This window comes from Cellvibrionales bacterium, assembly GCA_016713115.1.
GTDB lineage: Bacteria > Pseudomonadota > Gammaproteobacteria > Pseudomonadales > UBA7239 > UBA7239.
This window is the reverse complement of record JADJPU010000001.1, coordinates 12,953-26,967: the sequence shown is the minus strand read 5'-3', so window position 1 is coordinate 26,967 and position 14,015 is coordinate 12,953. Positions and strand designations below refer to the sequence as shown.

Sequence of the window (14,015 nt, the reverse complement as noted above, 5' to 3'; positions counted from 1 at the left end):
GAAGTCAATGTGTTTGTTCGTAGAGGTTTTATGCGTCGTCTAGCGGTATGTTTGATGTGGGTGCTGTGTTGCAGTGCCGTGTATGCCTCTATCGATGCCTACGAATTTCAAAATGATGAGCAGCGCCATCTTTATCAAAAACTCACGGAAGAGTTGCGTTGCCCAAAGTGCCAAAATCAGAACTTGGCAGATTCCGATTCACAGATAGCGGCTGATTTGCGCAAAGAGCTGTATCAGCAATTGTTGTCTGGAAAATCCGAAGGCGAAATCGTCGATTTCATGCGCGACCGATACGGTGATTTTGTATTGTATAAGCCGCGCATACAGTGGAATACCTTGTTGTTGTGGCTTTCACCGCTAGTTTTAGTGTTGATTGTACTCTTGCGACTTGTGTTGGCGAAGCCGCGTGTGGCAACCGGAAATTCCGCTGCAGCTGTGGTTGCGCAGTCAGCCAGTGCAATAAATAAGCAGTTAATTCATGGGCGTTGGATCAATGGTATTTCTCTGTTGGCGCTGTTAGCTATAGCTGCAGGTTCCTTGCTGATTTATCGCCAGATGGGATCGGTACGCGCTTTGCAAATAACAGATTTAGGGCGCGCTGTTTTTTCACAGCAGTTCACGGACGATGAGCAAGTACGACAACAGTGGCTGCTACTGGGCGAGCTGGATGCTTGGCTTGCGGATCATCCGAATGATGAAGGTTTTATCTATATGCGTGCGCGCTTGTTGTCGATGGCAGGTGAGTGGGATAGAGCAATTAATGATTATCAACACCTCGTTACTAACTTTCCTGATCAAGACAACTTCTTGGCGGAGTATGCTCAAACTTTGTTTCTAAAAAATAACCGAGAACTGACCGATGATACCCGCGCTTTTTTGAACAGTGCTCTGGCGTTAAATCCACACAATGTTACGGCTTTGGGCTTGTTGGGGATGTATGCCTTTGAACAAAAAGATTACCGCGCGGCAGTAGAAAAATGGGAGCGCTTATTGCAAAGCATTCCGCAGGGAACACCACAAGCTGCAGCGATTGCAGACGGTGTTGCTAGAGCGCGTGAACTGGGTGGGCTGCAATCTACAGCGCTTGTGGCAACAGATTTGCAGCTGCGCGTGCATGTAAGTATTGATGCGGCGGCAGGTGCTAAACCCGATAGTGTGGTATTTGTGTTGTTGCGCGCTAAAAATGGGCCGCGTATGCCTCTGGCGGTAGTTAAAACTACAGTGGCCGCCTTGGCAGATGGTGTGGTATTAGATACAGCGACTTCGCCGATGAAAGGCCAGATAGATTTATCTGCAATCAACACTTTTGAGGTGGTGGCTCGTTTGTCACAAAGTGGTCAGCCAGTGCCGACTGTAGGTGATTGGGAAGGCATTAGTGAGCCGTTGCAAAGAAACGCGCTTCCTGCTGAACTGCGCGTCATCATTGCACAAAAAATTCCGCAGTAAGTTTGTTCGATAAGGAGATAACACCATGAAGCTAAAGGTAGTTGGTTTGGTAGTAAGTTGCTTGATTTTTACGGCGACGACGCATGCCGATAGCACGCAAGAGATCATTGGCAGCTTGGTGAAAGATGTGAAACCGGGCTTGTGGGAAGTGAAACAAAAAACGGCGGTTGATGGTCAAGAGTTACCTGATATCAACAAAATGTTGGAAAAAGTACCGCCAGAAATGCGCGCGCAGGTTGAGGCGATGATGGAGAAAAAAGCCGCGCGTTTGGTGTCCGGCAAACCTATGCAGGTTTGTCTGACAAAAGAGCAGTTGGAAAAACAAGCCGCTGAAAATGATCCGGAAAATCGCTGCCAGTTCAATGACATCCAGCGCAACGGCAATGTCACGCGCGTTAAAGTGCAGTGCAGTAAGCCTAAAGCGAAGGGCGAAACAACCATCACGCGCCTGAATACGGAAGCGTGGACTTCGGCCACGCAGATGATGGTTGAAGAGCAGAGCTCAGCTCACGCCGTCAACAGTGAAGCGGATGCGCGTTGGGTGTCGGCTGATTGTGGTGACATCAAGACCCCTGAGCAGCAGCAGGCGACGCTCACTAAGGAGCAGCGTGCAGAGCAGCGCGCCGCAGCGGCCAAAATCTTGGAAGCCAAGCTGAAAGAAGAATCTGGGCAGTAAGCGCCACCAGAGTGGGAGCTGCGCTTGTTTCGGGTGCAGCGCTCTCCTAAAATCGCGCTCCTTCAAATTTTTGCCCGTATTTTGGCGGGCTTTCTGGAAGCATCATGCCTGTTATCACGCTACCCGATGGAAGTCAGCGCAGTTTTGATCACGCCGTAACTGTGGCAGAAGTGGCTGCGTCCATTGGTGCTGGGTTGGCGAAAGCTGCATTGGCAGGGCAGGTCAACGGCAAATTAGTCGATACTTCTTTTCTTATCGAGAACGATAGTGCCTTGGCTATCGTGACAGAAAAAAGTCCAGAAGCCTTGGAGATTATTCGTCACTCCACCGCGCATTTGTTGGCGATGGCTGTGCAGGCCTTGTTTCCGGAAACGCAGGTCACTATTGGGCCTGTGGTTGATGATGGCTTTTACTACGATTTCGCCACCGAGCGCGCTTTTACACCCGATGATTTGATTGCGATTGAAAAACGCATGGAAGAATTGGCTGCGGCAGACCATGTTGTGCAGCGCGTCGTGATGAGTCGCGATGAAGCGGTAAAAACATTTGCTGCGATGGGCGAGCACTACAAAGTAGAAATTATCAACGAGTTGCCAGCGGGTGAAGAAATTTCTATTTATCAGCAAGGCGAATGGAAGGATTTGTGTCGCGGCCCACATGTGCCATCCACAGGGAAATTAAAAGCCTTTAAGTTGATGAAAGTAGCTGGTGCCTATTGGCGCGGCGACAGTAAAAACGCGCAATTACAGCGTATTTACGGCACGGCATGGCTGAATAAAAAAGATCTGCAAGCGTATTTAACGCGCATAGAAGAGGCGGAAAAACGCGATCACCGTAAACTCGGCAAGCGTCTGGATTTGTTTCATATTCAAGAAGAAGCACCGGGCATGGTGTTCTGGCACAACAACGGTTGGATCATCTACAAAGAAATTGAAAACTATATTCGTGAGCGTTTGCGTAAAGCGAACTATCAGGAAGTGCGCACACCGCAAGTGGTGGATTTGACGCTGTGGGAGCGCTCCGGTCACTGGGGTAAATATTCGCAAAACATGTTCATCACGGAATCGGAATCGCGCGATTATGCGATCAAGCCGATGAACTGCCCCTGCCATGTGCAGATTTATAACGCAGCGCTGCACAGTTACCGCGAATTGCCGCTGCGCATGGCGGAGTTTGGTTCTTGCCATCGCAACGAGCCGTCGGGTGCGCTGCACGGCATCATGCGTGTGCGCGGCTTTGTGCAAGATGATGCGCATATTTTTTGTACAGAAGAACAAATTCAGCCTGAAGTGACTGCGTTTATTGATTTGCTGTACTCGGTGTATCAAGACTTTGGTTTTAGCGATGTCATCATCAAATTGTCTACTCGCCCTGAAGAGCGCGTGGGTTCGGATGAAATTTGGGATAAAGCTGAAGCGGCACTGGCGGATGCCCTGAATGCCAAGGGCCTGCCTTTTGACTTACAGCCGGGCGAAGGCGCTTTCTACGGGCCAAAAATTGAATTTACCCTGAAAGACTGCATAGGCCGGATGTGGCAGTGCGGCACCATCCAAGTGGACTTCAACATGCCGGGTCGCTTAGGTGCTGAATATGTGGACGAACACAGCCAGCGCCAGACGCCGGTGATGCTGCACCGTGCCATTCTCGGCTCGTTGGAGCGCTTTATCGGCATTCTGATCGAGCAGTACGAGGGTGCTTTCCCGCTGTGGCTGGCACCTGTGCAGGCCGTGGTGATGAATATCACGGACAAACAGGCCGGATACGCCACAGAATTGGCAGAATTTCTTGAAAATCATGGACTTCGTGCGCATGCCGACTTGAGAAACGAGAAGGTAGGCTTTAAAATCCGCGAGCATACGATCCAGAAGACGCCTTTCCTGCTCGTCGTGGGAGACAAGGAGTCTGAATCTAAAACGGTGGCCGTGCGGGCGCGCAACGGAGCAGAGTTGGGAACCATGAGCTGGGATCAGCTATTGGCTCATCTGCAATCCGAGGTGCTTCAGCGTGGTCGCGTGCGTTTATAAGGCAATAATCGGAGAAACAAGTTATTAATCAGCCAGTTGAGAACAAAGAGCGCGGCGCTGCCAATGCTAACAAGCAGCGCATCAATGATGAAATTCGTGCGCGTGAAGTGCGTCTGATTGGCGCAGATGGATCACAAGTAGGTGTTGTCAGTTTGCGTGAAGCGCTGGCGGCGGCTGAAGAGGCAGAGTTGGATCTGGTAGAGATTTCTCCCGATGCCACACCGCCTGTTTGTAAAGTGATGGATTACGGCAAGTTTTTGTTTGAACAGAAAAAGCAAAAAGCTGAACAGAAGAAAAAGCAACACCGTGTTCAGATTAAAGAAATCAAGTTTCGACCAGGGACGGAAGACGGAGACTATCAGGTAAAACTACGCAACCTGATGCGTTTCTTGGAAGACGGGGACAAGGCCAAAATTACGCTGCGTTATCGCGGTCGTGAAATGGCTCACCAGGAATTGGGCATGGAGATGCTGAAACGCATCGAAGCTGACCTGGCGGACTATGGTGCAGTGGAGCAATTTCCAAAAATGGAAGGGCGCCAACTGACGATGGTTTTAGGACCCAAAAAGAAGAAATAAGCCGTTGTTGGCTTGTTTTTATCATTAACCAGAACACCGCTGTCAGACAGACAAGTGTTCCAATGCGGAGTTATTTGCAATGCCTAAGATCAAGGTACATAGCGGAGCGTCAAAACGCTTCAAAAAAACAGCGGCCGGTTACAAGCGCAAGCATGCTAACAAGAGCCACATCCTCACCAAGATGACCACCAAGCGTAAGCGTCAGCTGCGCGGCACTGATCTGGTTCACAAGTCAGATGTGGTGTTGGTCGATAAAATGATGCGTAATCTGTGAGGAGAACTGAACTATGCCACGCGTAAAACGCGGTGTTACCGCACATGCTCGTCACAAGAAAACCCTCAAACTCGCTAAAGGTTACAGCGGCGCTCGCTCACGCGTTTATCGCGTTGCCAAGCAAGCTGTTACTAAAGCGGGTCAATACGCTTTCCGCGACCGTCGCGTCAAAAAACGCGATTTTCGCTCGCTGTGGATTGTGCGCATCAACGCACAAGCACGCGCTGAAGGCATCAGCTACAGCCAATTTATTGCCGGTTTGAAAAAAGCAGGTATTGAATTGGATCGTCGCGTAATGGCAGATATTGCTGTGCACGACAAGCCTGCTTTTGCAGCATTAGTAGAGAAGGCCAAAGCTGCACTGGCTGCCTGATTTACTGTTCTGCCAGTAGCACCAGACGGCCCGCTTTTGCGGGTCGTTTTGTATCGGGATATTGAATTTTTCGCAGCGTGTTTGTGTAGCAGCGTCGAGCAACGAGTAAAAAACTATGGATCATTTGCAAACTTTGGCGGACGAAGCGCAGCAAGCCATTGCCGCAGCAGAGAGTGAGCGCGCGCTGGATGATGTGCGCGTCAACTATCTCGGCAAAAAAGGTGCGTTAACTGCATTGCTAAAAAATCTGGGGCAGTTGTCAGCAGAAGAGCGCCCAGCCGCAGGTGCAAAAATCAATGTCGTAAAAGAAGCCATTCAAGCGCAAATTGAAGCGCGACAATCTGTTCTGGCATCTGCTGCGGTGGCGGAGCAGTTATCGCGAGAAACGATTGATGTGACCTTGGATGGACGCGGGGAAGAAATCGGCTCTCTACATCCAGTAACCAGAACCATTGCGCGCATACGCGACATTTTTGCGCGCGTCGGTTTTGAATTGGTCGAAGGGCCAGAAATTGAAGATGATTTTCACAACTTTGGCGCGCTGAATATTCCCGATCATCACCCCGCGCGCGCCATGCATGACACGTTTTATATCAGCGACAACACCGTGCTGCGCACGCATACCTCGCCCGTGCAAATTCGTGTGATGGAAAAGTTTGTCGCTGAAAAAAGCGCGCAGCCGATTCGCGTTATCTGCCCTGGCCGTGTGTATCGCTGTGATTCCGATTTAACGCACACCCCGATGTTCCATCAGGTAGAGGGTTTGTTGGTCGATAGGGGCGTGAGCTTTGCTGATTTGAAGGGACTGATCGATCAGTTCCTCAAAGCCTTCTTTGAGACAGATTTAGCGGTGCGCTTTCGTCCATCCTATTTCCCTTTCACCGAGCCGTCGGCAGAAGTGGATATGCAGTGCACACACTGTCGCGGCAAAGGTTGCCGAATCTGTAAGCAGACCGGCTGGTTAGAGGTGATGGGTTGCGGCATGGTGCATCCCTCGGTATTTGCCAATGTGGGCATCGATAGCCAGCAGTACACGGGCTTGGCTTTCGGTATGGGGGGAAATTTAACAAAAAATTGCTTGAAGATCATGTCGATTGCAGCGGCTTAAGTGCGCAGCAGTTGGCGGACACAATCACCATGGCGGGCTTGGAGGTGGATGCCGTTACACCGGTAGCGCCGCCTTTTTCTGGTGTGGTCATAGGTGAGATTGTCGCCATCGAACAGCATCCAGATGCTGACAAGTTGCGCGTCTGCCAAGTGGCAGGGCACCCAGATGGCGAGCTCAAGCAAGTGGTTTGCGGCGCGGCGAATGCGCGTTTGGGTTTGAAGATTCCCTTTGCCACGCTGGGTGCGGAGTTGCCTAGCGTCAAAATCAAGCAGGCCAAGCTGCGCGGTGTGGAATCCTGCGGCATGCTGTGTGCGGAGCAAGAACTGGGTTTGGCGGATAGCAGCGAAGGCTTGTGGGAACTGCCAGCAGATGCGCCGGTGGGTGCCTGCATCCGTGAATACCTGCAATTGGATGACCACATCATTGAGGTGGATTTGACGCCGAATCGCGGTGACTGCCTCGGTATGCTGGGTTTGGCGCGCGAGGTGGCGGCGTTGACTGGCTGTAATAAAAAAGTATTTGAAATCAATAAAATAGAAGATAAATCTCAAGCTATAACTAGCGTTAAGTTGAGTGCCCCTGCGCACTGCGCGCGCTATGCGGGTCGTGTGATCCAAAACATCAACAGCGGCTGTGTAACGCCCTTGTGGATGGTAGAGCGCCTGCGCCGTGCCGGTGTGCGTTGCATCGACCCTGTGGTGGATGTCACCAACTATGTGCTGCTGGAGCTGGGTCAGCCCATGCACGCTTTTGATTTGGACAAAGTAGAAGGCGGTATTGAAGTGCGCTTGGCGCGTGCGGATGAAACCTTGGTATTGCTGGACGGCCAAACCGTTACGCTGAAGCCCGATTCGCTGCTGATTGCCGATGCCAAGAAGCCTTTGGCTTTGGCAGGCATTATGGGTGGCGCGGAGAGCGCGGTGTCTGCCGAAACGCGCAGCGTGCTGTTAGAGAGTGCTTGGTTTAACCCTGTCAGCATGGCGGGCAAAGCACGCCAATACGGGCTGCATACGGATGCTTCACACCGCTTTGAGCGTGGAGTTGACTTTAATATTCAGCTTCAAGCTATTGAATTAGCTACAAAATTACTGCTGGATATTGTGGGCGGTGAGGCGGGGCCCATTGTTCATGTGGTTTCTGAAGAGCTCTTGCCTGAGAGCGCGTCGGTGAAGCTGACACGCAAGCTGTTGGCGCAGTATCTCGGCGTGGAGCTGCCAGAGACTGAGGTGTTGACGATACTCGCGCGGCTGGGCTTTGATCCGGTTACAGAAGCTGACGGCTGGACGGTGCAAGCGCCGAGCTGGCGCTACGACATCGCCATCGAGCAGGATTTGATCGAAGAAGTGGCGCGGGTTTACGGTTACAACCGCTTGCCGTCACGGGCAATCAAGGCTGATCTCAACTTGGTTGGCGTGCCGGAAACCTCGCTGGCCGCCGATGTGCCGGCTGCCGTGTTAGTGGCGCGCGGTTATCGCGAAGTCATCAGTTATTCGTTTATTGCGCCAGAGTTACAGGCGATGTTTGAGCCGGAGCAAGTGTCGGTCAGTGTGCGCAATCCAATTTCGGCAGACATGTCAGCCATGCGCGCCAGCCTGATCCCCAGTTTGGTTAGTACGCTGCAATACAACTTGAATCGCCAACAGGATAGAGCGCGCTTTTTTGAGTCTGGCCTGCGCTTCCGGCTGGAGGGCGGGCGGCTTGAGCAACAGCCCGTGCTGGCGGGTTTGCTGTACGGCAATCGTCAGCCGGAATCTTGGCACGGCGGCTCGGCTGACAAGATTGATTTCTATGATTTGAAAGGCGATGTGCAGGCACTGCTGGCGCGCACGGGCAGGGCGAGCGATTTTTCGTTCGCTCCAGCGCAACATCCTGCGCTGCATCCGGGGCAGACGGCTGCCATTGTTGCAGCGGGTCGTCAGGTGGGATTGATCGGCGCTTTGCACCCAGAGTTGCTGCGTAAGCTGGATATTCCCGGCACTGTGCTGGTGTTTGAAATGGAGCGCGAGGCTTTGCTGGCGGCGCGCCAGCCTGCGTTTGCAGCCGTGTCGCGTTTCCCCGAAGTGCGTCGCGATTTGGCTGTGGTGGTAGATCGTGCGCTGCCAGTATCCGTGTTGTGCGACACCGTGCGAACAGCGGCAGGCGATTGCCTTATCAACCTCAAGGTGTTTGATGTATATGTGGGCGAACATATTGAATCTACAAGAAAAAGTGTCGCTTTGGGCTTGACCTTTCAGCAGGCTTCGCGCACTCTAAACGAAGTCGAAATTGTTGAATGGGTTGATGCCGTTATTGCTGCTGTAGGGCGCGAACACGGTGCCACGTTAAGGAATTAACAATGTCCGAAGCACTGACCAAAGCTGACCTTGCCGAAAAGCTTTATGAAGAGCTAGGGCTGAACAAACGCGAAGCAAAAGAAATTGTCGAAGTGTTTTTTGAAGAGATTCGCACTTCATTAGCGCAGAACAAAAATGTAAAATTGTCTGGCTTTGGAAATTTTGATCTGCGCGATAAAAGTCAGCGCCCAGGTCGCAATCCAAAAACCGGTGAAGAGATACCCATTACCGCACGCCGCGTTGTCACTTTTCGGCCAGGCCAAAAATTGAAAGCGCGCGTAGAAGCATACGAAGGCGAAGTTGATCAATCGATCGGCTCGTAGCAACAAATAGGAAATTGAATTAGATGATGTTGGAACCCGGCAATAACGACGAACTCCCACCTATCCCTGGGAAGCGCTATTTCACCATCGGGGAAGTGAGCGAGCTCTGCGATGTAAAACCGCATGTGCTGCGTTACTGGGAGCAAGAGTTCCCGCAACTGAAGCCGGTGAAGCGTCGCGGTAATCGCCGTTACTACCAGCGTCAAGAAGTCATGACCATTCGTCAGATTCGTTCATTGCTGTATGAACATGGTTTTACCATCGGCGGCGCGCGTCAGCGTTTAACCGACGAAGGCACGATTGTGGATGAAAGCGCGGAGCGTTTTCGCACATTGGTGCGCGAAATGATTACCGAACTCGAAGACCTGCTTGCTGTGTTATCACCACAGCCTCAAGTCCAAAAATAATACGGACAGTTTTACGGGGCGTAGCGCAGCTTGGTAGCGCACTTGACTGGGGGTCAAGTGGTCGGAGGTTCAAATCCTCTCGTCCCGACCAATTCAACATCCAACCCCATCCTAGAAAGTCTTGTAACCCAGCGTAATTGCTGGGTTTTTTGTTTTTTATGCTCGCTTTATCAAATGTCTGTTTGATGCTGCCACCCTAAATCAGTATTAGGTAGAGCGCTCTAATCTTTTCGGCATAATGGCGGCTTTCAACAAGGACTGGGCACATGCGCTGGCTGGCTGTGACATTGATAGGCTGTTTACTGGCTGGTGTGGCCAGTGCGGACAGCCTTCGCGACCAAGGAGGCAAAGCGCGCCGTGCAGGTGATTTTGTGCATGCGGAGGCTTTATTTCGCCAAGCTTTGCAGGCGGAGCCTAATCACGCTGCATTGTCGTTAGATGTTGCCACTGTATTGGTAGACCAGCAGCAGTATCCTCAGGCGCAGCAATGGCTGCGTCGCTATGTGAAGCACTTTGGTGAGAGCGAAGCCTATTGGCTGACGATGGGGTATTTCTACGATCGCCAAGCGCGTTTTTTTGACAGCCTTGATTGTTACGACCGCGCACTGCGTATTAACCCGAACAGTGAAATTGCCATGCGCAATCGCATCCAAACGGTTGACACTTTGGGGATGCCAGATAAGGCTCTCTCTCTAGCTCGTGTAAACGCGCATGTAGTAACAAAAGAGGAGTGGATGCGTTTGTATGCTGACAGTGCCGCCTACGCAGTGCGCATTGCCGGTATGGATGAACCAGATCGTCAGCGTCGCTATCAAAAAATCAAAACAGCCATTCATCGTTGCGATGATGCTCTGACCTATGTGCGAGAAAACTTTCCAGATCGAATAGCTGCTCAGCAGCAATTGCGCATGGATCGCATCTTGGTACTGGGCTTGGATAGTCAACATCAAGCGGTTTTGGATGAATACATATTGCTCCTAAAAGAAAACGCAATTTTGCGTGATGATGTGCGAGTGGCGATTGCTCAATCAGCATTACATGTAGAGAAGCCGGAGTTGGCTGAAATAATTTTGCAGCCGTTAATAGATAAAAAACACAAGATGGCAATGCGCGAACGCTAATGTTTTATGCGCAGTTGGAAAGCGAAAAATTTGACGAAGCAAAAAAGACAATAGATGCACTCATTGCCGATGAAAAGACATTTCGCTTTGGGCAAGCATCCAATATTGTTGGGAAAAACTGGTCTCGTGTTAATGCGGATACCAACCGTGTGATGTGGGAGGCTTGGGGAAATACATTGGATCTTGCACAAGAGGAAATGGTAGCGTATCAAGCCAAAGCGCCGTTTAATCCACATTTGCGTTCGGCATTAGGGGGTGTCTACCAGTTGCGCGGTTGGCCGAGGCGCTCCGAAAACATACAGCGAGATGTCTTACAGCAATCGCCTGATCTTTACAGCGCATGGTCTGGTGTTGTTGGCAGCCGAATGGCTTTGCATGATTTTTATGAAGCGGGAAAAATTACGAAAAAACTAGTGCGGAGTTACCCTGAGCTGAAATCTTCCGAAAGCCTGCAAGAAGATTGGCGTGTGCACAACATGCAAGAATTATCGATGACATTTTCGCTTGGCCACAGCAAAAGCAGTGGCGATAGCTCGGGCAATGCAGGTGCGTACGGCAGTGAGGATTTTGATGCGGAAGTGTGGTGGTACTCCAACCCTATTGATCAGCAGTACCGTGCGTTTTTTCACACATCATCACACACAGGTACTTTCGAAGAAGGAAAAGGGCAGATTGATCGTTACGGCGTAGGCGTGGAGCAGCGCGATCACATCAACAATGTGGCTTTTCGAAATACAGTGGAAATCAATAGCAGCTACAGTTCTGATACCGATTTGGGATTGGCGCTGACAACAGAGTGGCAATTAGATGATCGTTGGTCGGTGGAGGGCGCTGCAGAAACTTTTAGCTGTCAGCTCCCCGTGCGGGCGTATAACGCGGGAATTACTGCGCATTCATTGGAAAGTGGCGTGAAGTACCGCGTCGATGAAGGCGAGTATTACCGTACTGGCTTAACCTACGTTGATTTTTCAGATGGCAATCAACGGTGGATGTTTGGCGCGCAGGGCTATCAAGTTGTGTGGAGCAATCCGCATCATCAATGGGCGTTGTTGGAAACTGTATACGCATCGAGCAATTCCAAAAACAATACGATTTATTTCAATCCAAGCAATGATCTTGATGTGGGTCTGGCTGCGGAGTATCAAGGCATTATTCGTCGTCGCTATGACTTTGAGTTTCGTCACACGTTATTGGTTGGCCTTGGCGCATATTCACAAAATGGTTTTGGAACGGATCCGACAGCGCAAGTTACTTATCGCCATAATTGGAAACGAGATAAGGAACTTGAATGGTTTTATGGAGTGGGTATGAATTATCACTCATACGATGGTGAGCGAGAGTTGCGTAGCACAGCTTTCGGAGGGTTTACATGGCGCTTCGATTGATGCAAAAACATTGTTTTTTAATGGGATTGTTGCTGCTGATTTTTTTGTTGCCAGGAACAGTGCTTTCTACTGAGCTAATTACATTGTGTTACCACGATGTGCGTGACGATGTGGATGGTGATTTGGATCGCGACCCCAATGCAGTGAACAGTAAGCAACTGGCAGAGCAGTTTGAGTGGTTGCGCCAAAACGATTACCACCCGGTATCGGTGGATCAGTTAGAAGCTGCGCGCAACGGCAGCAAGCCATTACCAGCTCGCGCTGTTTTACTCACCTTTGATGATGGTTATGAGAGTTTTTACTCTCGAATTTTCCCTCTGTTAAAACTGTATAACTACCCTGCAGTGATGGCCTTAGTGGGTGGCTGGCTGGATGTTAAAAAGAACGGATCTATTCAATTTGGCACTGAGAAAAAAGATCGCGCTGGACTGCTTTCTTTTGAGCAAATTCGAGAAATGCAGGGCAGTGGCTTGGTGGAGTTTGCTTCGCATACCTATAATTTTCATCAGGGGGTATTGGCCAATCCGCAAGGCAATGTTCAGCCAGCAGTAGTAACGCGAGAATATTTTCCTAAACAAAAAAAATATGAAACGGATGGGCAGGTAGCGAAGCGTCTACAGCAAGATTTCCAACGCAGCCGTGATCAGTTGAAAAAAATTACCGGCGTTGCCCCGCGCGTCATGGTGTGGCCATATGGGGAGTGGAATGCCTCGGCTGAAAATGCAGCGCGCGCTTTAGGGTTTCGTTGGTTTTTCTTGCTGGGGCGCAATGTTCAGAAAACTTCTTTCCATACCAGCGGGCGTATTCAACGTCACTTACTGGTTTCAAACCCAAGCTTGTCTGAGTTTGCAGACATGGTGCGCCCCTTTAAGCCGCCAGTAGAAACTCTGCGTGTGGCACATGTCGATTTGGATTATGTGTATGACCCTGATCCTGTCCGTCAGAGTGCTAATTTAGACAAGCTGTTAGATCGCATTAAGCGATTACACATCTCAACCGTCTATTTACAGGCTTTTGCGGATCCAGATGGTGATGGCAATGCGGATGCAGTGTACTTCCCAAATCAAACTCTGCCTGTGCGTGCGGATTTGTTTAATCGTGTTGCTTGGCAATTAAAAACCAGAGCAGGTGTTTCTGTTTACGCGTGGATGCCGGTACAGGCATTTGATTTAGGCGCGAGTTTTTATCGCGAACACGGCGTTAGGCAATGGCGAGCACAAGGCGCTCCTATCGTCGCATACTCTGCTTATCGTCGGCTGTCATTTTTTGATCCTGTTGCGCGGAAACGTATTGTGAGTGTGTACAGTGATCTCGCAAAACATGCCTCTTTTCAAGGGCTTTTGTTTCATGATGACGCGCTGCTGGATCAAGATGAGGATTTCCATCCCCAAGCAGTGCATTGGTTTGGATTGCAGGGTTTGGATTTAACAAACTACGCGCAATGGAAAGGTGATGCCGTTCAGCGGCAACGGTTTACGGCGTTGAAGGTGAAGGCTTTAGAAAACTTCACACAAGAGTTGACGGATGCCGTCAAAATGTATCGTCCAGAAATTAGAACCGCACGCAACCTCTATGCTGAAACAGCACTAAACCCACAGAGTGCGGATTGGTTTGCTCAGCGGCTCGATACTGCGTTATTGCAATATGATCATGTGGCTCTGATGGCCATGCCTTGGATGGAAAAGGCAGAGAATCCTGCGGTTTGGACGGAAAACCTGATTAATAAATTGTCCGCGTTATCACCTGCACAAAAAGAGGGTTTGATTGTTGAATTGCAAACCAGAAATTGGCGGACAGAACAAGCAATAGAAAATCATGCATTTAAGCAGCAAGTGAAATTGTGGAAGCAAGCAGGGTATAGACACTTTGCTTGGTATCCTGATGACTTTCACGCCAACATTCCTGATTTCGACACGGTGTTTACGTCGTTATCGTTGCAAGATTATCCCTACACGCAGCGGTAATAA

General features: G+C 50.3%; 13 protein-coding genes and 1 tRNA gene. All 14 read left to right on the top strand.

What is annotated here, in order from left to right; translation table 11 throughout:
• Positions 1-9 precede the first annotated feature (9 nt).
• The gene (locus IPK30_00135; protein MBK8101748.1) at positions 10-1,446 is read left to right on the top strand and encodes a cytochrome c-type biogenesis protein CcmH; all 1,437 of its coding nucleotides are present in this window, start codon (positions 10-12) and stop codon (positions 1,444-1,446) included.
• Positions 1,447-1,471: 25 nt separating this feature from the next.
• Positions 1,472-2,122, top strand: coding sequence for a DUF3617 domain-containing protein (locus IPK30_00130; GenBank protein ID MBK8101747.1), 651 nt, complete (start codon positions 1,472-1,474; stop codon positions 2,120-2,122).
• 104 nt (positions 2,123-2,226) lie between these two features.
• On the top strand, positions 2,227-4,146 hold the full coding sequence (thrS, locus tag IPK30_00125; GenBank protein ID MBK8101746.1) for a threonine--tRNA ligase: 1,920 nt from the start codon (positions 2,227-2,229) through the stop codon (positions 4,144-4,146).
• A gap of 23 nt (positions 4,147-4,169) precedes the next feature.
• Positions 4,170-4,724, top strand: coding sequence for a translation initiation factor IF-3 (infC, locus tag IPK30_00120; protein MBK8101745.1), 555 nt, complete (start codon positions 4,170-4,172; stop codon positions 4,722-4,724).
• A 79-nt stretch (positions 4,725-4,803) separates the two neighbouring features.
• Positions 4,804-4,998, top strand: coding sequence for a 50S ribosomal protein L35 (gene rpmI / locus IPK30_00115; protein ID MBK8101744.1), 195 nt, complete (start codon positions 4,804-4,806; stop codon positions 4,996-4,998).
• A gap of 13 nt (positions 4,999-5,011) precedes the next feature.
• A complete protein-coding gene (rplT, locus tag IPK30_00110; protein MBK8101743.1) occupies positions 5,012-5,371 on the top strand; it encodes a 50S ribosomal protein L20 in 360 nt (119 codons plus the stop codon).
• A 115-nt stretch (positions 5,372-5,486) separates the two neighbouring features.
• Positions 5,487-6,479 (top strand): phenylalanine--tRNA ligase subunit alpha, encoded by a 993-nt coding sequence (gene pheS, locus IPK30_00105; GenBank protein MBK8101742.1) that lies wholly within the window; start codon positions 5,487-5,489, stop codon positions 6,477-6,479.
• Positions 6,446-8,812, top strand: coding sequence for a phenylalanine--tRNA ligase subunit beta (gene pheT / locus IPK30_00100; protein ID MBK8101741.1), 2,367 nt, complete (start codon positions 6,446-6,448; stop codon positions 8,810-8,812). The genes pheS and pheT overlap by 34 nt, the downstream gene beginning before the upstream one ends.
• Positions 8,813-8,814: 2 nt before the next feature.
• On the top strand, positions 8,815-9,135 hold the full coding sequence (ihfA, locus tag IPK30_00095; GenBank protein MBK8101740.1) for an integration host factor subunit alpha: 321 nt from the start codon (positions 8,815-8,817) through the stop codon (positions 9,133-9,135).
• 26 nt (positions 9,136-9,161) lie between these two features.
• Positions 9,162-9,542, top strand: coding sequence for a MerR family transcriptional regulator (locus IPK30_00090; GenBank protein MBK8101739.1), 381 nt, complete (start codon positions 9,162-9,164; stop codon positions 9,540-9,542).
• Between the two features lie 14 nt (positions 9,543-9,556).
• Positions 9,557-9,633, top strand: a tRNA-Pro gene (locus tag IPK30_00085).
• Between the two features lie 175 nt (positions 9,634-9,808).
• Positions 9,809-10,663 (top strand): tetratricopeptide repeat protein, encoded by an 855-nt coding sequence (locus IPK30_00080; protein ID MBK8101738.1) that lies wholly within the window; start codon positions 9,809-9,811, stop codon positions 10,661-10,663.
• Positions 10,663-12,048, top strand: coding sequence for a hypothetical protein (locus IPK30_00075; GenBank protein MBK8101737.1), 1,386 nt, complete (start codon positions 10,663-10,665; stop codon positions 12,046-12,048). Before IPK30_00080 ends, IPK30_00075 begins: the two co-directional genes overlap by 1 nt.
• Positions 12,033-14,012, top strand: coding sequence for a poly-beta-1,6-N-acetyl-D-glucosamine N-deacetylase PgaB (pgaB, locus tag IPK30_00070; protein MBK8101736.1), 1,980 nt, complete (start codon positions 12,033-12,035; stop codon positions 14,010-14,012). The genes IPK30_00075 and pgaB overlap by 16 nt, the downstream gene beginning before the upstream one ends.
• The last annotated feature ends 3 nt before the right edge of the window (positions 14,013-14,015 follow it).